The sequence below is a fragment of the Geomonas oryzae genome, from assembly GCF_004117875.1.
GTDB classification, from domain to species: domain Bacteria; phylum Desulfobacterota; class Desulfuromonadia; order Geobacterales; family Geobacteraceae; genus Geomonas; species Geomonas oryzae.
The window spans coordinates 207448-231879 of sequence record NZ_RAHW01000005.1 but is presented as its reverse complement, the minus strand read 5'-3'; the positions used below and the strand labels follow the sequence as shown (position 1 = coordinate 231879).

Genomic DNA, 24432 nt, shown 5'->3' with positions numbered 1-24432 from the left:
TTATTTCACGAAGCTTGAGGGTGGAAATGGATCATGCCATTTCGCCCCTTTTCCTGCCTGATTCTCTCTGCTTACCCTTCCTCTTCCTCGCCGAGCGCGATCTCGCGGTAGGCGCGGTCTTCCTCGAAGCGTTTGGTCTGTGCCTGCTGCTTCTCGAGGTCCGCTTTGCACTTCACGCAGTGGCGGGCGAAGGGGACGATGCGCAGCCTGCCGATGGGAATTTCCTCTTCACACTCTTCGCAGATGCCGTACTCGCCTTCTTCGAGGCGAAGTAACGCCTCGTCTATATTGCGCAATTTCTCGCGCTCCCGGTCCCCCAGCAAAAGGCCGAGCTCGCGGTCGCGCTCACTGGAAGCCTGGTCGTAGATGTCGCCGCTCGGTTCGTTGATCGGTGCATCGGAACCGGACTTGACAGTCTTGTTAATCTCTTTAAGCGTCTCCTCTTTCATTTTGAGGAGCATCGCTTTCATTTCTTCTGGTTTTTCTGTCATGTATAAACTATCTCCGTTGATTCTTAATACCCTCAAAAAGCGACGCAATGATACAGCAATAGAGGTTCATGTCAAGTTCAAAAGCCTAGTCGATGATCTCCCCTATCAGGTCATAGTCTGAGGAGTCAGTTATCTTCAATCTTACTATGTCGCCGACGTTGGCATTGCCTGCAGTGATGTAAACCTGGCCGTCCACATCGGGTGCCTGGCGGGAGGAACGCCCCTTCAAAAGGAGTTCGGTTTCCTCGCTGTAGCCCTCTACCAGCACGTCCTCTTCGCTGTCCACCAGGGTGCGGTTGTGCTTGAAGGAGACGCGCGCCTGGGTGCGCATCAGCTTCTTGTGGCGCTCGCGCTTCACGCGCTCGGAAACCTGGTCCGCCATCTCGGCGGCCGGGGTCCCCTCTTCGCGCGAGTAGCAGAAGACGCCGAGGCGGTCGAAGCGGGTCTCTTCCACGAACTGCAGGAGCTTCTTGAAGTCCTCGTTGGTCTCGCCCGGGAAGCCGACGATGAGCGAGGTGCGGATGGCGATGTCCGGGATCTCGCGGCGCAGCTTCTTGATCAGGGCGCGGATCTCTTCCTCGCCGCTTCTGCGCTTCATGTTCTTCAGGACCGGGTCGGCTATGTGCTGGATCGGGAGGTCCAGGTACTTGCAGACCTTGGGCTCGTTCTTGATGAGCTCGATGAGCGAGTCCCTCACCCCGTCCGGATAGGCGTACAGGAGCCTGATCCACTTGAGCCCCTCGAGTTTAGCGAGCTCCTGGATCAGAAGCTCCAGGCTCGGCTGTTCGGGGAGGTCGCGGCCGTAGGCGGTGATGTCCTGGGCGATCAGGTTCAGCTCCTTCACCCCTGCCGCAACGAGCGCCTTGGCCTCCGCCATGAGCGTCGCGAAGGGGCGCGAGCGGTGCGCGCCGCGCAGCGAGGGGATGACGCAGTAGGAGCAGTTGTTCGAGCACCCTTCCGCGATCTTCAGGTAGGCGGTGTAGTGCGGCGAGGACTGCAGGCGCGGCAGTTCGTCGTTGTAGACGAAGTTCGGATCGCCGGTGTAGCAGAGCTGGGCCTCGGTCCCCTTCTTCTCGGCGATGATCTCCGCGATGCGCGGGTAGTCGCCGGTGCCGATGAAGATGTCCACCTCGGGGAGCTCCTTGGCGAGTTCCTCCTGGTAGCGCTGCGGCAGGCAGCCGGTCACGATCAGGAGCTTGCAGCGCGCGTCGTGCTTTCGGTCCGCCAGGTCGAGGATGGTGTCGATGCTCTCCTGCTTCGCTTCCTTGATGAAGGAGCAGGTGTTCACCACGATGATGTCCGCCTGCATCTCATCGGTGGTGACTTCGTACTCGTCCTTGGAGAGGTACCCCAGCATGACCTCGGCGTCCACCAGGTTCTTCGGGCAGCCCAGGCTCACCAGGCTCACTTTTTCCTTAATCTTCTGGTTCAAAAAAATCCCCTCTTCTTGATTAGCTTCTGAAGTTGACGAACTGCAGGTCGATGTCGAGGTCCTTACCCTTGAGGGTCTTGATGACATCCTGCAGATCGTCGATGTTTTTGCCGGTGACGCGGAGCTGGTCGTCCTGGATCTGGCTCTGCACCTTGAGTTTGGTCTCCTTGATCACCTGGCCGATCTCTTTCGCCTTCTCCTTGGAGATCCCCACCTGCAGGGTGATGATCTGGCGCACCATGCCGCCGGAGGCCTGCTCGACCTTGCCGTACTGCAGCGCCTTGGGCGAGATGTTGCGCTTAACGAACTTGGTTTGCAGGATGTCGATGACCGCCTTCAGCTTGAAGTCGTCCTCGGAGAGGACCTTGATGCTCTCCTTCTCCAGGGTCACCTCGCTCTTGCTCCCCTTGAAGTCGTAGCGCTGGCTGATCTCCTTCACGGTCTGGTTGATGGCGTTGTCGACCTCCTGCATGTCGACCTTGGAAACGATGTCGAATGACGGCATAGAACCCCCTAAAAAATTCAGGTTGAGGTTGAGGAAACCTTGACCTGCTTTATCTCTTGATGACCTGCACCCCCGAAGGGATCTTGAAGCTGAACTTGCCGCTGGAGATGCCGCGGTTCGTCCTCACGTTGCTGAAGTCCATCCTGGTCGTATTCCCGATCTGGTCTATCACCGTGGAGGAGACGACCGGGAAGGGGGTGGAGGGTTTTCCCTTGGCGATGAAGCTCTCGACCGCGTCGCCGGAGATGGTCAACTGCAGCTTCGCCATGGCGGCGCTCTTCTTGTGCGGGGTGAGCTCCAACTGGTAGTTGCCGTTTTTGTCCTTCGGGTTGTCGGCGAAGGCGATGGCGAAGTCCTTGGAGACCTGCCCGAGGCCGGTCAGGTAGTTCATGGCGATGCCGTTGCCCGCCTCGAACATCTGGGCCAGGTCCATCACCATGACCTGCTTCTGGTCCGGGATGTAGTACCAGACCGTCTTGCCGTTGGAAACGATCTGCTGCTTCGGTTTGGTGTAGTTGAAGCGGAACATGGAGTCCTTGCTCCCACCCTTCTTTATGAAGAGTTCGCCCCCCCCCTTCTCGTCGCGCCTGAGCGCTTTGACGTGGCTTTTCTGGCTGAAGTCCGCCTGGAGGTCGTTCAGGGAGGCGTACCCCTGCTCCAGGGTGCGCACCACCTGGGGGAGCTCGGCGCAGAGGGCGGAAGTGACGGAAAGGGTGATCAGGGCGAGACACAGGACGACGGTTCTGGCTAGTTTCATGTTCGACCTCTGAAAATTAGTGAAGGTCTCGGGCGTGAGCTCGGGACCCTCTTGGTGCCGCATAAGCGGCGGTTTGACCGGGCATTCTGACATACAACCGGATATCGTGCAACTGTTTCATTGACCGAGGGAGGCGAGCATGGCGCCCAGCGACGTGGGGGAGGGCATGAGGAAGATGCTCCCCCCGCAGCGCGAGTCGGAAACGTCGAAGACGGTGTCGATCATGACCACCTTTTCCCCGTCGGCCCCGGGCTCCATGGCGCGCTCGAGGATCTCCCGCCCGTTCCCGGAGCAAAGTGCCGGGACCGAGGGGAGCAGGGTCATCTTGAGCGAGTTCCCAAGGGCGTTCAGGCAGGCCGAGGCGAGGATGTTGCCGACCTCCATGAGGGTCGCCCTTTCCATCTCGGAAAGCGGTGCCCCGGGCTGCGGGACCGCCCCTAAGAGGAGCTCGAGGATCCGGTGCGCGTTCTCCTCGAGAAGCATGATCAGGATGCTGCCGCGCACGTTGCCGAGGATCTGCAGTTGCAGCGCGAACACCTCGCGCGACTCCATGAGTATGGTCATCCCCGGGCCGTCGAGCACCTGCAGGCGCGGCACCTGGATGTGCACCCCTTTACCCATGAGCTGCGACAGGGCTACGGCGGCGTGCTCCATGCCGAGGCTGCACACCTTGGTCAGCGTCTTCAGTTCCGCTTCGTATTCTGCCTGGTCAGCCATGTCAGCCTCCGGAGGTTCCCGCGATGAAGCGGGGTGACCGCGATGCGTCTTATAGAAGTTCGGATATGTCGAGGATGGTGACGATCTCGCCGTCGCCGAGCGTCGCCCCGCCGGCCACCCCCGCCATCCCGTCGAGCGGTCTTCCCAGCCGCTTTACGAACAGTTCGTGCTGCCCCAGCAGGCGGTCCACCACCATGCCGACGCGGCGCCCCTTGGCCTCGGTGACGAAGAGCGGGAGGATCCCGTCGGGGAAGCGCCCCAGGGGGAGCCCCAGCACCCGGTTCAGGGATAAAAGCGGGATCGACTCGTCGTCTAGCTGGAACATCTGTCTTCTCCCCACCGTCTCGATCTGGCGGCGGGAGAGCTCCACGGTGCGCTGCACCGCGTTCACCGGGATGGCGGTCTTGATCTGGCCGCACTGTACCAAAAGCGCATGGATGATGGCGATGGTGAGCGGCAGCTTGAGCGTGATGGAGGTTCCCTGTCCCGGCTCGGACTCGATGCCGAGGGTTCCCCCCAGTTTCGCGATGGCCGCGTTCACCGCGTCCATGCCGACGCCGCGCCCGGAGATGTCGGTCACCTCTTTGGCGGTGGAAAAGCCGGGGATGCAGGAGAGCATGAGCGCCTGGCGCGGGGAGAGGAGTTCCCCCTCTTCGGGGGTGATGAGCCCCTTGCGCACCGCGGCCTCGATCATCGACTGCGGCTCCATGCCGCGCCCGTCGTCGCGCACCGTGATGTGGATCCGGTCCCGGTCCCGGGACACCGACAGCTTGACGAGTCCGCGCGCCGGTTTCCCGGCCCGCTCCCGCTCCTCCCCGTCCTCGATGCCGTGGTCCACGGCGTTTCTAAGTATATGGTTCAGGGGATCGACGAGCTGCTCCAGTACGCCGCGGTCCAGGCCTATCTCGCGCCCGGTGAGCTCGAAGTTGATCTCCTTGCCGCTTTTCTTGGCGACGGCGCGCACCGAGCGCTGGAAGCGGTCGCTGATCGCCTCGAAGGGCATCAGGCGCACCTTCATCACCTCGTCGTGCAGGGCGCGCAACAGCTTGGAGGTCTCGGATACCGCGTCGTTCAGGGCGGGGGAGGCGAGCTCGCGGCCGATGCTCAAAAGGCGCTGCTTGTTGGTGACCAGCTCGCCGGTCAGGTTGATCAGGTGGTCGAGGAGCTCGGTCTTCACCCGCACCGTCCCCCCAAGCTCCGTGGTGCTCTCCTTCGCCCGTTCCGCTTCCGCGGCGGGGGCGGGCTCGGAGGCCTGCGCGGGCTCGGCAGCCGTAGGGGCGGCCTTGGGTGCTTCGTCCGGCTTCTTCGCCTTCTTCTCCGGGGCGGGGACGTAGGACGCGAGCCGCGCGGCGTAACCGTCGGTCGGGAGGCTAGAGGGGCGCTCCTCCTCGACGTCCTGCAAAAGCGCGTCGATCAGGTCGACCCCTTCGAGCAACAGGTCGGCCACCCCGGCCCCGAAGGGGAGGGCGCCGTCGCGCACTCGCGCCATCAGGTCTTCCATGCTGTGGGCCACCACGACCACGTCGCCGTACTCCATCGAGGCCGCCATCCCCTTCAGGGAGTGCGCGCCGCGAAACAGCGCGTCGATGGCGCTCCGATCGGCCGGGGACTGCTCGAGCGCCACCACCTGCTCGGCGATGGTTCTCAAGTACTCCCGCGATTCCGAAAGGAAGAGGGCTTTGTACTGCGACATGTCCATCGGTTACCCCTGGACCACTTCCCTGAGCACCCGGGTCACCAGCTCCGGGTTGAAGGGCTTGAGGATGAAGGCCTTGGCGCCCGCCTCGGTGGCGGCGGTGGTGAGGGCCTCCTGGCCTATGGCGGAGCACATCACCACGCGGGCGGCGGCGTCGTACGCCATGATCTCCTGGAGCGCCTCGATGCCTCCCTTGTTCGGCATGACGATGTCCATGGTGACCAGATCCGGGAGGGATTCGCGGTACCTGGCCACCGCCTCATCGCCGTCGGACGCCTCGGCGCATATCTCGTAACCTTCTTCGGTTAGGATGTCGCGCAGCATTTTCCTCATGAACAGGGAGTCGTCTACTATCATGACCTTGATGGCCATCAGTTACCTCCTGGGGCGGATTTGGGTGCGGCCGCGCGCAGATCGTCCTCAAGGGAGGAGAGAAGCGTCTCTAGTCTCACCAGGCGCAGGTTCCCCTGCGGGGTCTCGAGGAGCGCCTCGATGAGGGGCTCCTCGGAGCGGGTCGCCCCGGTGATGCTCTGCGCGTCGATGATCGAGCCGACGGCGTCCACCTTCAGGGCGAGGTGGGCGAGCTTCGTGTCGATCACGAGGAGTTTCCCGGGAAGGGGCCGGCTTCCCGCTCCCAAATACTGTGCGAAGTCGAGGAGGGCGGTCAGGTTGCCGTGAAAGTTGATGAGGCCCAGGTAGTAGGGAGGGGCGCCGGCAAAGGGGTAGCTTTGCTGCGGCTCCATGACCTCGCAGACCTCGGTCAGGTTCAGGGCGAAGAGCTCGCGCCCCACGCTGAAAACGAGCAGGCGCTCCGCAGTCACGCCTCGGGCTCCGGCGCGGTTCCCGGGTCGACCTGGAAGCGCTCCACCGAGTGGAGCAGCTCGTCGGCCAATTTCGCGAGCTCCTGGGTCTGGTACACCATCTCCTGCATCGCGGCGTGCTGCTCCTCGGTGGCCGCGGAGACTTCCTCGGTGGAGGCCGCGTTGTCCTCTGCCACCTTGGCGATCTCGTCCACCATGGTCACCATCTTGGCGGCCCCGGTGGTCTGCATCTGGGAGAGATCGGCGATGGAGTTGGCCTTTCTCTCGGTATCCACGACGGTCGCCAGGATCTCCCTGAAGGCCTCGGCGGTGGTGTCGAGGTTCTTCTTGCCGCCGATGATGCCGCGCGAGCTGTCGGTGATGGTCTCCTGCACCCGGCGGCTCTCCACCTTGACGAGGTCGATCAGCTCGACGATCTCGGTGGCGCTCTTGGCACTTCCGTCGGCGAGCTTTCTCACCTCCTCTGCGACCACGCCGAACCCCTTGCCGGACTCGCCGGCGCGTGCCGCCTCGATCGAGGCGTTCAGGGCGAGGAGGTTCGTCTGGCGCGCCATCTCCACGATGAAGTCGGCGATCTTGCCCACCTGCTGCAGCTTGCCGTTAAGGTCCATGAACTGCATCGAGATGAGCTCGACCGAGTCGAAGAAGCTTTTCATCCGCTCCACCGAGTCGGTGGCGAGCTCGCCCCCTTTTTGCGCGGTCTGGCTCGTCTCGCGCGCCGCCTTCGCGGTCTCCTTCGCGCGCCGCGCCACGAGGTCGATGGAGATCGCCATCTCGTGGATCACCTTGGCCCCCTTGGTCAGCATCTCGGCCTGGTTCTCCGCGCCGCCGGAGATGGTCTCGATCGCCTGGGCCACCTCCTCGGTGGAGGCGTTTATCTGCAGTGCGGTGGAGGAGAGGGTGCGCGCCGATTCGGAGACCCGCTCCGAGGTGTCGCGGATCTGGCGCACCAGAGCTCTCAGGCTCTCCAGCATGGTGTTGATGGACTGCGCCATGGAGTGGGTCTCGTCCGGGAACCTGGGCTCCGGGAAGTCGACGTCGCTCGAGAGGTCCCCACGGCTGATCGATTCGGTCGCGCCGGTCAGGATCGAGATGTTCTTGGTGAAGCTCTTGGAGAAGAAGGAGCCGAGGATGAGCCCGATGGTGAGCGCCACCACGTAGGAGATGACGCTGGTCATCTCGGGGGAGTATTCCAAAAGCTTCACACCGGAAGGTACGAAGACCACGGCGGCGACGACGGCCAGAAAGCCTAGGATGAACTTGTAGCCGATTTGGATGTACATGAAGCGAGCTCCTTTTTGCTGCAAGAATCGGTGCACTAAACGGCCCGGTAGATCCGTTCCACCGGGCAGACGGTCCTGAAACGCCTGCGGGCCGTGCCGAAGAGGGTCTCGGACTTGCCGAGCACGAGGTAACCGTCGGGTGCGAGGGCGTCGGCGAAGGCGTTCAGGATGGTTTCCTGCCGCTCCCTCTCGAAATAGATGAGTACGTTGCGGCAAAGGATCAGGTCGCAAGGCTCCCACTCCTTGCGGTGGTTCAGGTCGGCCTGGGAGAAGGCGACCATGCCGGAGAGCTCGGGGCGCAGGCGAAAACGTACCCCCTCCGGCTCGAACCAGCGCTCCAGTTGGCCCGGGGCGAGCTCGCCCAGCCGGTCCGGGTGGTAGATCGCCTCGCGCGCCTGCTCGAGCGTCGCGGCATCGACGTCCACGCCCCGGATCTCGACCTTCCCGGCGTGCTTGGCGAAGCGCTCCTTAAGGATCATCGCCAGGGTGTAGGGCTCCTCACCCCCCGCGCACCCGATGCTCATGAGCCTAAGCCGCTCGCGGGAGGCCAAGAGCTCGGGAAGGACCGTGCCGGCGAGCTTCTCGAAGACGGAGGGGTTTCTGAAGAAGTGGGAGACGTGGATGGTGAGGACGCGCAGCAGGTGGTCCTGCTCGGCGGTGCTTTGGCCCAGGAGTTCGCCGTACGCCTCCGGGGAGGGGGACTGGGTGGCGCGCACCCGGATGTGGATGCGCCTCTTGACGCATTTGTCCTTGTACCCGTCCAGGGTGAACCCGGAGCGTGTCTTAAGGATGCGCCCGATGACCTCGAAGGTTTCCGGGGCGATATCCGGCTCGGCGCCGCCGCTTATGCCGTCAAGCATATGCCGCGCCGCGGGCGTTTGTCGCCGCTGCCGTGCCTGGTGCAACCGAGGTCATGAAAAGCCCCTGTGAGCTGGTAGTTGGAGATGCCGTTCAAACAGCAAATCAGATAGCACAACTGCGGCTCAAAAGTCAATGAGGACGTCTACTTGCACGAAAAAAGCCCCGCCTTGTCCGGGCGGGGCTTTTTGTCCTTCACGCGTGAAGGGGTAACCCTAGGATGCGAGGTAGGCGGCGATGTTCTCGGTTAGGGTGCGGTAGATCTTGCGGCACTCCTCCTCGTCGCGCTCAAGGAGCGTCACGCGGAAGCCCAGAAGCTCGGTGTTGAAGGAGGAGAGCGGCACCACGCAGATCCCGGTGTGGGCGAGGATGTAGTAGACGAAGCGCTTGTCCGGGGCCACGCCCGGCTGGTTCACGATCCCCTCGACGAGGGCGCGGATATCCGGGTTCGCGATGGGGAGGCTCTGGGTGTCGTTCAGCACCCCCTTCTTGAAGGGGACCGCCATGTAGAACGCGCCGTTGGTGCGGTTCACCGACAGCTCGGGCACCTTGGCGAGCGCCTCGTACATGATGTTGCTCATCTTCTCGTAGCGGGTGATGCGCTCCTTCAGGTAGTTCTGGTACTCGGGGTGCTTCATCACGGCGGGGAGGCAGCGCTGCGGCAGCGTCGTGGAGCAGACCTCGTTCATCTTGGTGGAGAGGATGGAGTTCACGAACTTCTTGAAGCGCGCATCGCGCTCGCCGTTGTAGACCTCGATCCAGCCGCAGCGCGAGCCGGGCCACGGCAGCTCCTTGGAGATCCCCTTCATGGCGATGGCGGGTACGTCGCCGATCACGTCGGAGATCGGGACGGTGTGCTCGCCGTTGTAGACGATGTTGCCGTACACCTCGTCGGCGATCAGGAACAGGTCGTACTTCTTTGCGATCGCCACGATCTGCTTCAGCACCTCGGGGGGGTAGACCATCCCGGTCGGGTTGTCCGGGTTGATGATCATGATGCCGGAGATCTGCGGGTTGTACTTCACGTGGCACTCGAGGTCGTCCATGTCCGGGTACCAGTTGTCCTCGGGTTTGAGGCGGTAGCAGACCGGGACGGCGTTTGCGTGCGCCGCCTCGCCGATGGAGTGCGTCGTGTAGGTGGGGGAGGGCATGAGCACGCGGCTCTCGGCCCTCAGGTTCCCGTACACCTTGGCGATGGCGTCGCCTAAGCCGTTGAAGAAGATGATGTCGTCCGGGGTGATCTGCGCGCCGCCGCGGCTGTTGGTGATGCTGCAGATGAACTCGCGGGTCTCGAGGACGCCGCGCGTCGGGCAGTATGCGTAACTGTCGTCGTTCATCGCCTCTGCCGCCACGATCTCCTTCATCCAGAGCGGGATGATCTCGCCCTTGACGATGGGGTCACCGATGTTTTCCCAGTTGATCTTCACGCCTAAGCGCTGCACCTTCTCGGCCACGGTGACGATGTTTCGGATTTCGTAGGTCAGTTCTCCCGCGCCGGGAGTAACTATTTCGTTGCGCATCTCTTTCCCCCCTGATGGTATGTATGCAGCCGTTGTTCGAGCGAATTTTGTATAAAAAAAGGCCGTGGGGGTCCCCCACGGCCTTTAGTAGAAATCTTTTGTTTTCTAATCAGCAGTGGCGGCTCTGGAAGTTTCTGGCCGCTGCTGCTGCGTGGACGATGCCACGTGATGTAACGCTGTTAGTATACATGACGCCTTGGATAGCATGCGGAAATGCCAATGTCAACGTTTTTTCTTTCTACCGGGCCACTTCGGTAGCCACGGTGAGCCTGCCGTCAGGGTCGCGCCAGCGCATCCAGCCGGCCGGGCTCTCAAGGCGCGCCCAGGCGTCCTCCACCTCGAGGATGCGCACGCGCTGGTCGCGCGCGACGGCCCCCGCCGCGCTCCCCGCGGCACCCGGGGCGCTTTTCACCTGGTACCACTCCTTCTTCATGCCGGGGAGCACGCGCACGCTCCGTCCCGGCAGGAACTCGCGCCAGGCGAGGTAGCGCCAGCTCCGGTCGTCCTGCACCCAGCCCTGGCGCCCCGCATCGTCCAGGGCGACCCGGGACCACCCGCGCCGCCTCTCGTACACCGCGACGAGCGCGCCGTCGGGCGCTCCGCCAAGGTGCGGCAGGGAAAACGGGGCGAGCTCGGTGAGCCGCTCCACGCCCGGCTCGCGGTAGAGCGGGACCGTTGCCGGCTTACACCCCGGGGCGTCCTGCACCATGAGGACGCCGCTGCCGCTGTAGGGGCGCGGCGCCGGCGGGGCGCCTGCCGCGGCCCCGGCGGTAAGGGCCAGAAGCATGGCTCCTGGCAAAAAGCGTCTCACATCTCCACCAGGGCGAACTCGTTGCCGTCCGGGTCGGCGACAACCGCCATTTTGCCCCACGGGCTCTTCTCCAGGGGCTCGGTGAAGCGCACCCCCTCGCGCACGAGCTTCGCGTAGAGCTCTTCGAGACCCTTCACCGTGAAGGTGATGCCGGTGTGGCGTCCGACGAGCTTTATCGCGGCGTCGTGCATGGCGAGCGAGACGCCGAGCGCGGTACCCTCGCCCGGGAGGAACTCCATCATGTACTCGGTCTCCTGACCGGCGGGAAGCCCAAGCTGCTCGCGATAAAAGCGGCGCGCGGCCTTGATGTCCTTGACAAATACAACGATATTCTTAATTTTCTCTACCATGGAAACCACCTTGAATGGTATGTTGTGACAGCGTTTTAGTTACATAGCAGAGTGAGCGGGCGCTGGCAAGGTTAATCGCCGACGACTTATCGTCCGCGGGAGGGATACGTGACGCAGCATTTCAAGCCCAGGGAGGTCTACGTCGCCTCCTCGTACATGGCCCCGGTGGGGCGCTACAACGGCCGCGAGCGCGAGGCGCTCACCTTCCTTGAGATGGCGGAAAAGGCGGGGGAGGTCTTCTCCGGGAGCCGCATCCGGCGCAGCGACGTCGGCGCGGTCGTGGTCGGCTGCCAGAACCCGGTCGCCTTCTCCGGGGTGGACAACACCGCCGCCAAGATCGCCGGCGTGCTCGGCATCTCCGGGGCGAAATCGGTGCTGATCGACACCGCGTCCTCGTCGGGCGCCTCGGCGCTCGAGTACGCCTACCTGCAGATCGCCTCCGGGCGCTGCGACCACGTCCTCGCCATCGGGATCCAGAAGATGAGCGACGTCGCCACCGGGCAGGCGACCCGCATCGTGGCCGGGGTGATCGACCGTGACGAGGCGGAGTTCGGCCTCTCCATGCCCGCCTGCGGCGCGCTGGTCGCGCGCTCCCTGATCGAGCGGCTGAAGCTCTCCACCGAGGAGTGGACCGCCTTCTCGGCGCTTTTAACGCAAAGGGCGCACCGCTTCGCCGCCAGAAACCCGGAAGCGCACCTGAACTTCGAGATCCCGCTCGAGGATTACTACCGCCAGATCGTCACCGGGAAGAACTACCGCTACTGGTGGCCCTTGCGCTACCACGACTTCTGCCCCATGTCCGACGGGGTCGCCGCGGTGCTTCTCTCCGCCACGCCGCACGAGGTGGTCGTCGCCGGCGTCGGGAGCGCCACCGACATCCCCACCATCGCGGACCGCCCCTACTTCCACAGCTTCCCCGCCACGGTGCGCGCCGCGGCCGAGGCGTACGCCATGGCCGGGATCAAGAAGATCACCGACTTTTCCGGCAAGATCCACGTCAACATGCACGACCCCTTCAACGGCTTCGGCCCGATCAACATGGTGGACCTGGGCTTCGTGCACCGGCGCCGCATCCTCGACGGGCTTTTGGACGACGAACTCACCGGGGAGAACGGGGCCTTCCCGACCAACGTGACCGGCGGGCTCAAGGGGCGCGGCCATCCGCTTGGCGCCACCGGGATGATCCAGATCGTCGAGAACCACCGCCTCATCACGCAGGGGCGCTTTAAGGCGGGGCTTGCCCACTCCATCGGCGGCCCGATCAACAACAACGTGGTGACCCTGCTGGAGAAGACCTCGCATTACCGGCAGCGCCCCCGCCCCGAGCTCGCCCCGTGGGGGCTGCCCCCCCTCGGGCGCATGAAGCCCAAGAACCTCACCGTGAACGAGCTCGTAAACGGCACCCCGGTCGAGGCGCGCTTCGTCGCCGCCACCACCCGCTTCAACTTCAAAAACGGCGAGCCGGAAGGGATCGTCATCATCGTCTCCTGCTTCGCGGAAGGGAAGCGCTACTCCTTCCTTTTCGGCGTGGGGGGCGAGCACTACGCGGAGATCGTGCAGCTGAAAACCGGCGACCCGGTGAGCCTCGAGCGCTCCGGGGAAGAGATCCTCGTGAACCGGATCCCGGTACGGAAGTTCTACCGGCGCACCATGGAAGGGGTGCTGGAGCTTGCCGGCAGCGGCTGGAAGAAACTCACCGGCAACGGCTAGAGGGTTTGCCTTGACAGGGCGTGCCGGATCGGTATATTAGCCGCCGGTCCGGGGTGCCCCGGGCAAGCTAGCATTGAAGGAGCAGGAAGGATGACCATGCTGTTCAAGATCCTGGGCGTGATCTTCGCCCTTTTCATCGTTTTGTTCGTTGCCATCGTGATCGAGGAGTCCTTCCTCGGGGGACGCCGCAGGAGAAGGCTCGAGCGCAAGGCGCGCGCCGAGGCCGAGGCCAGGGGCGCCGAGAGGGGCTAAAGAGCCGTCGGCGGGCCGGGAGGTTGCTTCATGGATGGCGCGGTGAAGGTCGTCGCGATCGTTGGGAGCTACGTGAGGGGGGGCGTCGTCGATCAGGTGGTGGACGAGGTCCTTGCCGGGGTGGTCGCGGCGGGGGGGAGCGCTGAGAAGCTCTACCTCCTCGACACCCACGTGGAGTTTTGCACCAACTGCCGCCTCTGCACCCAAGAGCCCGGGATGGCGCGCGGCATCTGCCCGATCGCGGACGAGATGTCCCGGGTGCTCGACCTGGTGGAGGGGTGCCAGGCGCTCGTCCTCGCCTCCCCCACCAACTTCGGTTCGGTGACCGCCGTCACGAAGCGCTTCGTGGAGCGGCTCGTCTGCTACGCCTACTGGCCCTGGGGGACGCCGGCCCCGAAGACGCGCTCGCAGGAAAGGCCGCGGCGCGCCGTACTCGTCGCCTCCAGTGCGGCGCCGGCCTTCATGGCGCGCCTTTTCACCCCCGTGCTGAAGACGCTCAGGCAGAGCGCGGATCTTTTGGGGGCTCGTTGCGTGGGGACTGTTTTCGTCGGTTTCGCGGCGCGGCAGGAGCGCCAGGGGGCGGGCAAGCGCGCCCTCAAAAGGGCGCGTCTTCTGGGCGAGAAGTTGGTACGCGAGCGGTAGCGGGCGCTACCTGCGGGGTGCGGAGGTCGTGAAGCCGTCCTCGCGCCCCCAGATGCGGCGCGGGCGCCTTGCCGGTACGCGGGCCGGCGCCGCGGCGTGTCCCAGGGTGAGCAGGTGCGGCAGGGCGGCGGCCGCGGCCAAAAGGGCCACCGGGGCGGCGGCCGTTCCCGCCTCGGCAAAGCTCTTCAATATGGTGATCGTTTCGTGCGTCATGCTCCCTCCGTGGTTCCAAAGCTGCATCGGGATCGGGACAAGCAAGAGGCGTTCCTCCGGCGCAACCCGCCGGTATCGCAGGATTTAGCCTCCCGGATGACCCGCTTTTGACGGAGGTTTTTTTGACTTTTGTTCCTTTTGTGACGGGAATTTGACGCGCGGCGGGTTCGCCTCCCTCATGAGTATCCCGTTGATTTTTCACCGGCAACTTTAGTATATTGACCCGGATAGCCCAAAGCCAAAGGAAGGACTTATGGTACGAAAAATACTGACCTATCCGGACCCGGAGCTGAAGAAGCGCTCCCTGCCGGTCACCGTGATCACCGACAAGACCCGCGAACTCGTGCGCGACATGGCCGAGACCATGTACGACGCCCCCGGCGTGGGGCTCGCCGCGCCGCAGATCGGCGTGCACCAGCGCATCGTCGTCATCGACGTCTCCTGCAAGGACGAGAAGCCCGAGCTGATCGTCGCCATCAACCCCGAGATCATCCACGCCGAGGGTGAGGCCTTCGAGGAGGAGGGGTGCCTCTCGGTGCCGAAGTTCTCCGCCAACGTGCGCCGTCATGCCCGCGTCGTGGTGAAGATGCTCAACCTCGAGGGGGAGGAAGTGGTGATCCGCGCCGATGATCTCCTCGCCATCGCCTTCCAGCACGAGATCGACCACCTGGACGGCGTCCTCTTCATAGACCACCTCTCCCCGCTCAAGAAGGGGATCTTCAGGAAGCGCTATCAGCGCGCCCTGGAAGAAGCAAAGGAGCAGCATTGATGACCGGTTTGCGCATCATCTTCATGGGAACCCCCGAATTCGCCTGCCCGACCCTGCGCACCCTCATCGACCGCGGTGAGAACGTGGTGGCCGTGGTCACCCAGCCGGACCGTCCCAAGGGGCGCGGCCAGCAGACCCTCCCCCCTCCGGTGAAGGTGCTGGCCGAAGAGCACGGCATCAAGGTCTTGCAGCCGGTGAAGGTGCGCCTTCCCGAGTCGATCGAGGAGATCCGCGCCCTCGAGCCTGACCTCATCGTGGTGATCGCCTTCGGGCAGATCCTTCCGAAGGCGCTCCTCGACATCCCGAAACACGGCTGCATCAACGTGCACGCCTCGCTCCTGCCGCGTTACCGCGGCGCCGCGCCGCTTAACTGGTGCATCATAAACGGCGAGAGCGAGACCGGGGTCACCACCATGATGATGGACGTGGGGCTCGACACCGGCGACATGCTCCTGAAAAGCGCCACCCCCATCGATCCGGACGAGGACACCCAGAGCCTGCACGACCGGATGTCCAAGCTCGGCGCGGAGCTTCTGGCCGAGACCCTGGACCGCCTGGTCGCGGGCGAGCTCGTCCCGGAGAAGCAGGATGACTCCCTCACCTGCTACGCCCCGATCATGAAGAAAGAGGACGGCCTGATCGACTGGCAAAAAAGCGCCCGCGACATCAAGAACCAGGTGCGCGGCATGACGCCGTGGCCAGGCGCCTTCAGCTATCTCGACGAAAAGCTCCTCAAGGTGTACAAGGTGCAGACCGCGACCGGAACCGGCGTTCCCGGCACCGTGCTCGCCGCCTCGCGCGACGGCATCGAGGTCGCCTGCGGCGAGGGAAGCCTCCTGATCAGCGAGCTGCAGCTCGAGGGGAAAAAGCGGATGGCCGCCGGGGATTTCCTGGCCGGCTACAAGGTGCAGGCGGGACTTGCCCTAGGTAGAAAGGATGCCGCCGTTGGCGTTTAAAGGAACCCATCAGAAGCCGCCCCAGAAGCGGCTCTTCGTCGCCCTCATGGGAGTGACGTGCCTGCTCGTCGTGGGTCTCATCTACCTCGGGTGGTACGTTCCCACCATGGGGCTTGCCAACATCCATCCGGATCTCCCCCGTATCGTCGGCATGGTGTTCGCCGTCCTCTCCGGCATCGCGGTGCTCGGCACGGCGCTTCTCGTGCTCACCACCGCGCTCGGCAAGGACATCCTGGGTACCAAGTTCATGCGCGGCGTGGTGATCAAGTTCCTCCTGCCGCTCATCGAGCAGATGGGGAAACTCTGCGGCATCTCCAAGGACACCATCAGGCAGTCTTTCGTGGCGATGAACAACTCGCTGGTCATCTCGCAGCGACTCAAGGTGAAGCCGGACCGTATCCTCATCCTGCTGCCGCACTGCCTGCAGCTCGCCGAGTGCGAGATCAAGGTGACCGGCGAGATCAACAAGTGCATGCGCTGCGGCCGCTGCGACATCATGGGGCTTGCCGACCTGGCACAGCGCTACCAGGTGGACATCTCGGTGGCGACCGGCGGCACGCTCGCCCGCAAGGTGATCATCGAGAAGCGCCCGAAGCTCGTGCTCGCCGTCGCCTGCGAACGCGACCTCACCTCGGGCATCAAGGACTGCTACCCCCTTCCCGTGATCGGGGTGCTGAACGACCGCCCCTTCGGACCCTGCTTCAACACCCGCGTCGACGTCGAGAAGATCGACGCCGCGCTCCGCTCCGTGCTGGCCTAGACCCATGTCGATCCGCAAGACAACACCATGCCCTTCGGCGCCGCTACGTGTAGCGGCGCTTTGCTTTACGCTCATGATGCTCGCCGCCGCTTTAGCGACCGCCTCGGAAATCACCGGCTACCGCGTGATGCGCGAAGCGGTCACCGACCGCGCCGGGCGGGCGCTCTGGGCGGTGCGCGGTTTCAAGAAGGACGGCGTGGAGCACCGGCTCGCGGTCGATGCGGAGAGCTTCGCGAGCTTCGACCTCCCGGCCGCCCAGCTTTTTCCCGTCAAGGACGTCCCTGTCGACTCCTTCCGGCGCACGCGGCTTGGTCGCGCCGTGTACCGTTACACCGCTTCCCCCTACCGGCTGCAAAACGGCGGCGCCACACGCGCCGAGAGCGGCGCGGACGGCTGGTTCCTCACCGTCGACCTCTGCCCCTCCAAGCGCCCCTTCGAGCGCGAGCTTTTCGGGACAGCGGAGGCTTTGGGACAAGGGGCGCCGGTCCCGGTTGCCGTGATGGTCTCGGGGCTGTGGCTTTTAAGCCACCCGGATGAGGTCGCCTACCTGAAGGGGGAGGTCGCCTCGGGCAGGCTCGCCGTCACCTGGGTGAACCATTCCTGGCACCACCATTACGATGCGAAGGCGCCGCTCGCGGAAAACTTCCTCCTCGCCCCCGGCACCGACCTGACCGCCGAGGTGCTCCACGTTGAGGAGCTCCTCCTCGCGCGGGACCTCGTTCCCTCCCCCTTCTTCCGTTTTCCCGGCCTCGTGTCGGACCGTGCCGCCATGGAGCGCCTGGGCGAGCTCTCCCTGGTGCCGATCGGTGCCGACGCCTGGCTCGCCAAGGGTGAGGAGCCGCACCGCGGCAGCTTCATCCTCGTGCACGGCAACGGCAACGAGCCGAAGGGGATCAGGCTCGCGCTGCCGCTTTTGAGCGAGAAAAAGCCGCACCTGCTTCCCCTTTCAGAGGCCTTCGCCCGCTAAGCTTTCAGACTGCTCCCCAGTTGACGGGCCTGCGCGCCGTAGCGCTTCGGCCTGCGAAGTGGAGAGTGGGGGCGGTGGCCAAGGAAGCGATGGCTCCTTCCCCCACCCCCGTACCCCCTCCCGCAAGGGGAGGGGGCCTGACTGACAACGCAGCACTTTGTCGAGGTGCGTCATGAAGCCTTTCTTTCTCGTCATCCTCACCCTTGTCGCGACTCTCGCCGTCACCGCTCCCGGGCCCGCCGGGGCGGCCGAGCGACACGTCGTTGCCGTCTCTTATGCCCCGGTGCTGAACACCCCCGACTTTCCCGGCAGCTTCGGCGGCGCCGTCCGTCTCGACCCCTGCCGCGGCGTGCGTCCCGTCGAGTTCATCGCCCTGCCGGGAACCATCTTCACCGTGCAGGGCGAGCTCACGCGCTCCGGCGTGAAAATCCTGCGCGTCACCACCAACGACTACCCGTACCCCTCGAAGACCGGGCTCTTCGTGGACGAGCGCTTCGTGAAACAGGCGAGCGGTCCCGTCACGGAGCGCAGCCGGAACCTTCCGGCGCTCGAAGAGATCCGGAAACGGCTCCTATCCGCCATGGGCAAGCCGTACGTCTGGGGCGGGAACGTGAAGGACGGCGTGCCGCTTTTGAGGAAGTACTACCCGCAGGGGGACCCGCTCTCCGGGGTGGACTGCTCGGGGCTTCTGTACGAGGCGACCGACGGCTTCACGCCGCGCAACACCTCGACGCTCATCAACTACGGCGAGCCGGTGGCGGTGGCCGGGCTTTCCGCGGAGGCGATCGCGCGGAAGCTCGAACCGCTCGATCTTTTGGTGTGGAAGGGGCACGTGATGATCGTGCTCGATGCGGACTCGGTGATCGAGAGCCGGATGGGGTGCGGCGGGAAGCAAAGCGGCGTCATGATGACACCGAAGCTGGAACTCTTGAAGGGGATCATGAAGACGCGCAGGCCCGCGGACCGTTTCCCGGAGGGAAGCGCCGGAGACCGGGCCTTCGTGGTGCGCCGGTGGTTTTCCCGCGCGGGGGGAGGCGTTTAGGCGCGGGCGCTCTTGAGGCTTAAAGCCGCGCCCTTCCTGGCGATAAGCGGGACCTCCCCCTGCAGCTCTTCGGAGGTGGGGAGGGAGCCTTGCGGCACCACGTTGAGGAAGACCTCCACGACCCCCGGGTCGAGCGACTCGCCGCTCATGGCGGCCACCATCTCGCGCGCCTTGGCGAGGGGGTAGCGCTTGCGGTAGGAGCGGTCCATGGTGAGGGCGTCGTAGACGTCGGCGACCGAGACGATGCGCGCCTCGAGCGGGATCGCCTCGCCGGCGAGCCCCAGGGGATAGCCGGTGCCGTCGTATTTTTCGTGGTGGTGGCGGATGATGTTGCGGGCGACCTCGGAGAGCCTCGCCTTGTCCGCCAGGTCGGCGCCCCAGTCGGTGTGCATCTTCATGGTGGCGAACTCGTCCGCGTTCAGGCTGCCGCTGCCGTTAAGGATCACCTCGGAGACGCCGATCTTGCCGCAGTCGTGCAGCCAGCTGCCGTACTTGATCTGGCGCTGGGTCTCCTTGGAAAGGCCCATGGCGTCGGCGATCAGGAGGGCGTACACGGCGACCCGGTCGCAGTGCCCCTTGGTGCTCGGGTCTTTCAACTCGATGGTCTGGGCGAGGGAGCGGAGCACCGCTTCGTCCTCGCGGCGCATGGAGCGCACGGTGCGGTAGCGCTTCACCCCCTCCTGCACCACGTCGAGGATCTCCTGTTCCTTCCAGGGCTTCAGGAGGTAACGGTAGACTTCCGAGTTGTTGATCGCGGCGAGGGCGGTGGCGAGGTCTACGTAGGAGGAGATGAGCACCTTCACGGTGTCCGGCGAGACGTGGCGCAGCTCGGTGAGGAAATCCAGCCCCGACATCCCGGGCATCTGGTTGTCCGATACCACCACCGCGATCTCGTGGTGCCGGAAGAGCTCCAGCGCCTCCTCCGCGCTGCCGGCGGTGAGGAGGTCTATCCCCTTCGACTTGAAGAGATCGACGGATGCCTGCAGGATCAATTTGTTGTCGTCCACGAACAGAATTTCAGCCGCCATCGGTGCTTCCCCTCGTTCATAACATGCGCATATCCGCGCAGATGCGGTTCCGACCCCGGAGGTCGTTCGCGCTGCATGGTATGCCTTCATGAATTACTTGTCAATTCTAATCTAATGTAGGAAGAAAGCGCAGGAACCGGTCACTCGGCGCAGCAGGAGAGCTGACCCAAGTCCCTCTTGAAGGCCTGGGCGCAAAGGCGTAACCCTTCACCCATCGAGGGGTAGACGTGCAGGGTGTCGGCGAGTTCGGAGACGGTCATGCGGCAGCGTATGGCGAGCGCCGCCTCGTTGATGATGTCGGCGCCGCGGTGCAGGCAGAGGTGGACGCCTATGATGCGGTCGGTCGCGCGGTCGGCGACGATCTTGACCGCGCCGTCGAGCGAACCGGTGACGTGGGCCTTTGGGATCGCCGAGGCGGGGATGGTCTGGCACTCGACGTCGAAGCCCGCTTTTTTCGCGGACTCCTCGCCGTGACCGACCATGGCCACTTCCGGATCGGTGAAGATGGCCATCGGGAGGCTTTCGTAGTCGAGGGCGCAGTGGCAGCCGGCCTGCAGCATGTTTTCGACCGCGGCGATCCCCTCGCGCGCCCCGACCGTGGCGATCTGCATCCCGCCGGTCACGTCGCCGGCTGCCCAGACGCCCGGGGCGGTGGTGCGCATCTCGCGGTCCACCTTGATGAAGCCGCGCGCGTCCAGTTCCACGCCGGCCTGTTCGAGACCGATCCCCTCGGTGGCGGGGGCGGTCCCTACCGCGATCAGAAACTGCTGCGAGCGGAACTCGCGCGGCTCCCCGTCGATGAGCGCCTCCACCCTGACGCCTGCTCCTTCCTTTGCCACCGAGCAGACCGCGGCCCCGACCACCACCTGCATCCCCTCGTTTTCCAGCGCCTTTTGCAGGGCAAGCGCCGGCTCGGCCTCGACGGAGGGGAGGACCCGGGTGCCGTGCTCAAGGATGGTGACCGGAACGCCCAGGCGCAGGAACATCTGCCCAAGCTCAAGGGCGATCACGCCGCCCCCCACGATGGTGAGGCTCTCCGGGAGCGATTTCAGCATCAGCGCACTCTTGCTGGTCAGAAAGGGGGTCTTCTCGAGGCCGGGGATCTTCGGGACGCGCGGGTGCCCGCCGGTGGCGATGAGGATGCGGTCGCTTTCGATGACCCGGTCTCCCACCTGTATGGTCCCCGGGGCGGTGAAAACGGCCTTCCCCTTCACCAGGGAGAGCTCAGGCAGCCGCTGCAAAACGTCGAGGTACTTCTCCTCGCGAAGCCTTTGCACCACGGCGAACTTGTGCCCGTCGAGGATCTGGTACTCCACGCCGTCTCGGCGCACGCCGAGGCCGAGCCGCTCGCCAAGCTGCGCCTCGTGCCGGAAGAGGGCGCAGTGGATCAGGGTCTTCGACGGGATGCACCCCCAGTTGATGCAGGTGCCCCCGAGGATGCTCCGCTCGATCATGATCGATTTGACTCCGTGCTCCTTCGCTCTCAGCGCCGCGGCGAACGCGGTGGAACCCGAGCCGACTATGACGATGGTATCGCTGTCTCTCATGTGAAAGATCCCCCCCGATGAGTTTACCGTAAAGGGGTGACCGGTAAACAGAAGAATTCACCGGTTTTTTTCCTGCTCCCTTTACCCGCCCCCCGTCGCGAGGTTGCCGCAGCCCGGTTTTCCGCCCTTTTTCCGGTGATATTCCTTGACAGCGCACTTGCCGCTGTTGTAATCTGGCGAGCCTAACTGTTTGGATACAGTAAACTTTTTTCTGCCAAAAGCTGCACCACTTGAAAATATTGTTTAGATCGGAGGCGGCGTGTTGACATTTCAGGATCTGATCCTCTCCCTGCAGGGTTACTGGGCAGGGCAGGGGTGCGTAATCCAGCAACCCTATGATACCGAGAAGGGGGCGGGTACCTTCAACCCCGCCACCTTCCTGCGCGTGCTCGGGCCCGAGCCGTGGAAGGTCGCCTACGTGGAGCCTTCCCGTCGTCCCACCGACGGGCGCTACGGCGAGAACCCGAACCGTCTGCAGCACTACTACCAGTTCCAGGTGATCATGAAGCCCTCTCCCATGAACATCCTGGACCTCTACCTCGACTCGCTGCGCGCCTTCGGCATCGACCCGAACAAGCACGACATCCGCTTCGTCGAGGACGACTGGGAGTCCCCGACCCTGGGCGCCTGGGGGCTTGGCTGGGAGGTCTGGCTGGACGGCATGGAGATCACCCAGTTCACCTACTTCCAGCAGGCGGGCGGCATCGACCTGAAACCGGTCTCCTCCGAGATCACCTACGGCTGCGAGAGGATCGCCATGTACCTGCAGGGGGTGGACAACGTCTACGACCTCGAGTGGGTAAAAGGGGTCAAGTACGGCGACATCCACCACGAGAGCGAGGTCGAGTTCTCCACCTACAACTTCGAGGAGGCCGACGTCGACATGCTCCTCTCCCTCTTCAAGATGTACGAGAAGGAGTGCATCCGCCTGGTCGACAAGGGGCTCGTGCTCCCGGCCTACGACTACGTCATGAAATGCTCCCACACCTTCAACCTCCTGGACGCCCGCGGCGCCATCTCGGTCACCGAGCGCGCCTCCTACATCGGCAAGGTGAGAAACGTAGCGCGTCTTTGCGCCGAAGGTTACCTGCAGATGCGCGAGCGGCTCGGCTTCCCGCTCCTGAAAGGAGGTCGCTAATGGCTAAGGATCTGTTCCTCGAGATTGGATGCGAAGAGATTCCCGCCGGTTTCGTCCCCAAGGCGATGGCCGACATGGAAGCCCTCATGAAACGCGAGCTGGAGACGGCGCGCATCGAGTACGGCGAGATCGTGACGCTTGGTACCCCGCGCCGCCTGGTGCTCGCGGTGAAGGGGATGGCCGAGCGCCAGCCCGATGCCGAGCTGACCGCCATGGGACCTGCGAAAAGCGCCGCCTACGACGCCGACGGCAACCCGACCAAGGCGGCCCAGGGCTTCGCCCGCGGCCAGGGTGTGGACGTGGCCGACCTTAAGGTGGTCATGACCCCGAAGGGGGAGTACCTTGCCGCGATTAAGAGCGAGGTCGGACGCGACACCGCCGAGCTCCTCCCCGAGATGCTCCCGCGCCTGATCGGCGCCATCCCGTTCAAGAAGTCGATGCGCTGGGCCGATTTCGACGTCCGCTTCGCCCGCCCGATCCACTGGATCGTGGCGCTCTTCGACGGCGTCGTCGTTCCCTTCTCCTTCGGCAACATCGAAAGCGGCAGCGCCTCGCGCGGCCACCGCTTCATGGCCAACACCACCTTCCCGGTGCGCGACCTCGCGAGCTACTTGGAAGAGTGCGAGCGCCACTTCGTGATCCCGGACCCGGAGAAGAGAAAGGCGATCATCCGCCAGGAGATCGAGCGCGTGGCGCGCCAGGCGAAGGGGAACGTCCTTGCCGACGAGGCGCTCCTCGAGCAGGTCGCCTTCCTGGTCGAGTACCCCTCCGCGGTGCACGGCACCTTCTCCCCGGACTTCCTCGTCGTCCCGCGCGAGGTGCTCATCACCTCGATGCGCGAGCACCAGCGCTACTTCTCGCTGGTCGACGACCAGGGGAAACTGCTGCCGGGCTTCATCACTATCAACAACACCCTCACCGAGGACCCGTCCGTGGTGGTCAAGGGGAACGAGCGCGTGCTGAGGGCCCGCCTTTCCGACGCCCGCTTCTTCTTCGACGAGGACCACAAGGTGAAGCTTGAGTCCCGCGTGGAGAGCCTGAAGAGCGTGGTCTACCAGGCGAAGCTCGGCACCTCCTACGAGAAGATGGAGCGCTTCCGCGAGCTCGCCAAGGGGCTCGCGCAGCGGCACAACCCGGAGGTGGTCGAAAAGGCCGCCCGCGCCGCCACCCTTTGCAAGGCGGACCTCGTCTCCGGCATGGTGGGCGAGTTCCCCGAGGTGCAGGGGATCATGGGGCGCGAGTACGCCCTGCACGACGGCGAGGACGCGGCGGTAGCCAACGCCATCGCCGAGCACTACCTCCCGACCCAGGCGGGGGGCGAGCTCCCCGCCTCCGACATCGGCGCCTTCGTTTCCCTTGCCGACAAGGTCGACACCATCTGCGGCTGCTTCAGCGTCGGGCTCATCCCGACCGGCTCCGCCGACCCCTACGCGCTGCGCCGCTCCGCGCTCGGCATCATCAACATCATCCTCGAGAAGAAGTACCGCGAGCCCCTCTCCGGGCTCATCCGGGCTTCCCTCGAGCTCCTCGCCGCCAAGGCGACCCGGCCGGTCGAGGACGTCTACCGCGACGTGCTGGAGTTCTTCCGCGGCCGTTTCGTGAACCTCATGGCGGACCGCTTCCCCTCCGACGTGGTGGACGCGGTGGTCTCGGTCTCCTTCGACGATCTGGTCGAGGCGGCCGCCAAGATCGAGGCGCTTGCCGACTTCAGAAAGCGCGAGGACTTCGGCGCGCTGGCCGTAGCCTTCAAGCGCGTCTGCAACATCGTGAAGGACGGGGTGGACACACCGGTGGACGCGGCGCTCTTCCAGGAGGATGCCGAAGGCGGGCTCTTCCAGGCGCAGCAGGCGGTGAAAGGGAAGGTGGAGGCCGCCGTCGAGCGCGCCGACTACCTCTCCGCGCTCACCGAGATCGCCACCTTGAAGCCCGCCGTGGACCTCTTCTTCGACAAGGTGATGGTCATGGCCGAGGACGAGCGGGTGCGCGGGAACCGCCTGGCGCTACTCACCTCGATCGCGAGGCTCTTCGGTCGCCTCGCCGATTTCGCGAGGTTATCGGCATGATGAGACTGCGACAGCCGGAACCGGGATGCCGAAACCTCGGGAAGGGCGCCGCAGCGGTAACACTGAATATCTGACGCTCACGTAAACAGCCGTCCGGGTGAAAC

The 24432-nt window shown here is 64.5% G+C and carries 26 protein-coding genes; 10 read left to right on the top strand and 16 right to left on the bottom strand.

Features of this window, described 5'->3' with window-relative positions; genetic code table 11:
- Positions 1-71: 71 nt before the first annotated feature.
- The 13 genes from D6Z24_RS14105 to D6Z24_RS14045 form a co-directional block, all read right to left on the bottom strand.
- Entirely contained in the window at positions 72-491 is a 420-nt protein-coding gene (locus tag D6Z24_RS14105) for a TraR/DksA family transcriptional regulator (RefSeq protein WP_129127241.1), read from the bottom strand.
- A gap of 85 nt (positions 492-576) precedes the next feature.
- Entirely contained in the window at positions 577-1923 is a 1347-nt protein-coding gene (gene rimO / locus D6Z24_RS14100) for a 30S ribosomal protein S12 methylthiotransferase RimO (RefSeq protein WP_129127240.1), read from the bottom strand.
- A 19-nt stretch (positions 1924-1942) separates the two neighbouring features.
- Positions 1943-2428, bottom strand: coding sequence for a YajQ family cyclic di-GMP-binding protein (locus D6Z24_RS14095; RefSeq protein ID WP_129127239.1), 486 nt, complete (start codon positions 2426-2428; stop codon positions 1943-1945).
- A 49-nt stretch (positions 2429-2477) separates the two neighbouring features.
- Positions 2478-3185 carry a LolA family protein gene (locus tag D6Z24_RS14090; protein ID WP_129127238.1) on the bottom strand — a complete coding sequence of 236 codons (708 nt, stop codon included), beginning with the start codon at positions 3183-3185 and terminating at the stop codon, positions 2478-2480.
- A gap of 117 nt (positions 3186-3302) precedes the next feature.
- On the bottom strand, positions 3303-3902 hold the full coding sequence (locus D6Z24_RS14085) for a chemotaxis protein CheC (RefSeq protein WP_129127237.1): 600 nt from the start codon (positions 3900-3902) through the stop codon (positions 3303-3305).
- A 49-nt stretch (positions 3903-3951) separates the two neighbouring features.
- On the bottom strand, positions 3952-5595 hold the full coding sequence (locus tag D6Z24_RS14080; RefSeq protein WP_342782872.1) for a chemotaxis protein CheA: 1644 nt from the start codon (positions 5593-5595) through the stop codon (positions 3952-3954).
- A gap of 9 nt (positions 5596-5604) precedes the next feature.
- A complete protein-coding gene (locus D6Z24_RS14075; RefSeq protein ID WP_129127235.1) occupies positions 5605-5970 on the bottom strand; it encodes a response regulator in 366 nt (121 codons plus the stop codon).
- On the bottom strand, positions 5970-6419 hold the full coding sequence (locus D6Z24_RS14070; protein WP_129127234.1) for a chemotaxis protein CheW: 450 nt from the start codon (positions 6417-6419) through the stop codon (positions 5970-5972). The genes D6Z24_RS14075 and D6Z24_RS14070 overlap by 1 nt, the downstream gene beginning before the upstream one ends.
- Positions 6416-7702 (bottom strand): methyl-accepting chemotaxis protein, encoded by a 1287-nt coding sequence (locus D6Z24_RS14065; protein ID WP_129127233.1) that lies wholly within the window; start codon positions 7700-7702, stop codon positions 6416-6418. The genes D6Z24_RS14070 and D6Z24_RS14065 overlap by 4 nt, the downstream gene beginning before the upstream one ends.
- Positions 7703-7737: 35 nt before the next feature.
- Entirely contained in the window at positions 7738-8562 is an 825-nt protein-coding gene (locus D6Z24_RS14060) for a CheR family methyltransferase (RefSeq protein ID WP_129127232.1), read from the bottom strand.
- Between the two features lie 213 nt (positions 8563-8775).
- Positions 8776-10080, bottom strand: coding sequence for a pyridoxal phosphate-dependent aminotransferase (locus D6Z24_RS14055; protein ID WP_129127231.1), 1305 nt, complete (start codon positions 10078-10080; stop codon positions 8776-8778).
- A gap of 238 nt (positions 10081-10318) precedes the next feature.
- The gene (locus D6Z24_RS14050) at positions 10319-10879 is read right to left on the bottom strand and encodes an SH3 domain-containing protein (RefSeq protein ID WP_246014673.1); all 561 of its coding nucleotides are present in this window, start codon (positions 10877-10879) and stop codon (positions 10319-10321) included.
- Positions 10880-10887: 8 nt separating this feature from the next.
- Positions 10888-11241 (bottom strand): VOC family protein, encoded by a 354-nt coding sequence (locus tag D6Z24_RS14045; protein ID WP_129127230.1) that lies wholly within the window; start codon positions 11239-11241, stop codon positions 10888-10890.
- A 108-nt stretch (positions 11242-11349) separates the two neighbouring features.
- Between D6Z24_RS14045 and D6Z24_RS14040 the strand changes: the two genes are divergently transcribed.
- The 3 genes from D6Z24_RS14040 (at position 11350) to D6Z24_RS14035 (ending at position 13845) form a co-directional block, all read left to right on the top strand.
- Positions 11350-12951, top strand: coding sequence for a thiolase family protein (locus D6Z24_RS14040; protein WP_129127229.1), 1602 nt, complete (start codon positions 11350-11352; stop codon positions 12949-12951).
- A 90-nt stretch (positions 12952-13041) separates the two neighbouring features.
- Positions 13042-13203, top strand: a complete 162-nt coding sequence (locus D6Z24_RS21525) for a hypothetical protein (protein WP_162605137.1) — start codon at positions 13042-13044, stop codon at positions 13201-13203.
- Between the two features lie 30 nt (positions 13204-13233).
- Positions 13234-13845 (top strand): flavodoxin family protein, encoded by a 612-nt coding sequence (locus D6Z24_RS14035; protein WP_129127228.1) that lies wholly within the window; start codon positions 13234-13236, stop codon positions 13843-13845.
- A 6-nt stretch (positions 13846-13851) separates the two neighbouring features.
- On the opposite strand, the gene D6Z24_RS14030 is transcribed toward D6Z24_RS14035, so the two are convergent.
- Positions 13852-14058: a hypothetical protein gene (locus tag D6Z24_RS14030; RefSeq protein WP_129127227.1), complete on the bottom strand. Its 207-nt coding sequence runs from the start codon at positions 14056-14058 to the stop codon at positions 13852-13854.
- A 253-nt stretch (positions 14059-14311) separates the two neighbouring features.
- Between D6Z24_RS14030 and def the strand changes: the two genes are divergently transcribed.
- The 5 genes from def to D6Z24_RS14005 all read left to right on the top strand — a co-directional run bounded on the left by def (position 14312) and on the right by D6Z24_RS14005 (position 18552).
- Positions 14312-14827, top strand: a complete 516-nt coding sequence (gene def, locus D6Z24_RS14025; protein WP_129127226.1) for a peptide deformylase — start codon at positions 14312-14314, stop codon at positions 14825-14827.
- Positions 14827-15783: a methionyl-tRNA formyltransferase gene (gene fmt / locus D6Z24_RS14020; RefSeq protein WP_129127225.1), complete on the top strand. Its 957-nt coding sequence runs from the start codon at positions 14827-14829 to the stop codon at positions 15781-15783. Before def ends, fmt begins: the two co-directional genes overlap by 1 nt.
- Positions 15784-15829: 46 nt before the next feature.
- A complete protein-coding gene (locus D6Z24_RS14015; protein WP_198419563.1) occupies positions 15830-16543 on the top strand; it encodes a DUF116 domain-containing protein in 714 nt (237 codons plus the stop codon).
- A gap of 4 nt (positions 16544-16547) precedes the next feature.
- Complete coding sequence (locus D6Z24_RS14010) at positions 16548-17510, top strand: polysaccharide deacetylase family protein (protein ID WP_129127223.1); 963 nt, start codon at positions 16548-16550, stop codon at positions 17508-17510.
- A 172-nt stretch (positions 17511-17682) separates the two neighbouring features.
- Positions 17683-18552, top strand: a complete 870-nt coding sequence (locus D6Z24_RS14005) for an NlpC/P60 family protein (protein ID WP_129127222.1) — start codon at positions 17683-17685, stop codon at positions 18550-18552.
- Here the strand turns inward: D6Z24_RS14005 and D6Z24_RS14000 are convergent.
- The gene (locus D6Z24_RS14000; RefSeq protein WP_129127221.1) at positions 18549-19580 is read right to left on the bottom strand and encodes an HD-GYP domain-containing protein; all 1032 of its coding nucleotides are present in this window, start codon (positions 19578-19580) and stop codon (positions 18549-18551) included. The genes D6Z24_RS14005 and D6Z24_RS14000 overlap by 4 nt on opposite strands.
- A gap of 140 nt (positions 19581-19720) precedes the next feature.
- Positions 19721-21127 carry a mercury(II) reductase gene (merA, locus tag D6Z24_RS13995; RefSeq protein WP_129127220.1) on the bottom strand — a complete coding sequence of 469 codons (1407 nt, stop codon included), beginning with the start codon at positions 21125-21127 and terminating at the stop codon, positions 19721-19723.
- A gap of 262 nt (positions 21128-21389) precedes the next feature.
- Here merA and glyQ point away from each other — a divergent pair, with 262 nt between their 5' ends.
- Together glyQ and glyS are read left to right on the top strand one after the other, a co-directional pair.
- Entirely contained in the window at positions 21390-22265 is an 876-nt protein-coding gene (gene glyQ / locus D6Z24_RS13990) for a glycine--tRNA ligase subunit alpha (protein WP_129127418.1), read from the top strand.
- Positions 22265-24328, top strand: a complete 2064-nt coding sequence (gene glyS / locus D6Z24_RS13985) for a glycine--tRNA ligase subunit beta (protein WP_129127219.1) — start codon at positions 22265-22267, stop codon at positions 24326-24328. The genes glyQ and glyS overlap by 1 nt, the downstream gene beginning before the upstream one ends.
- Positions 24329-24432 lie beyond the last annotated feature (104 nt).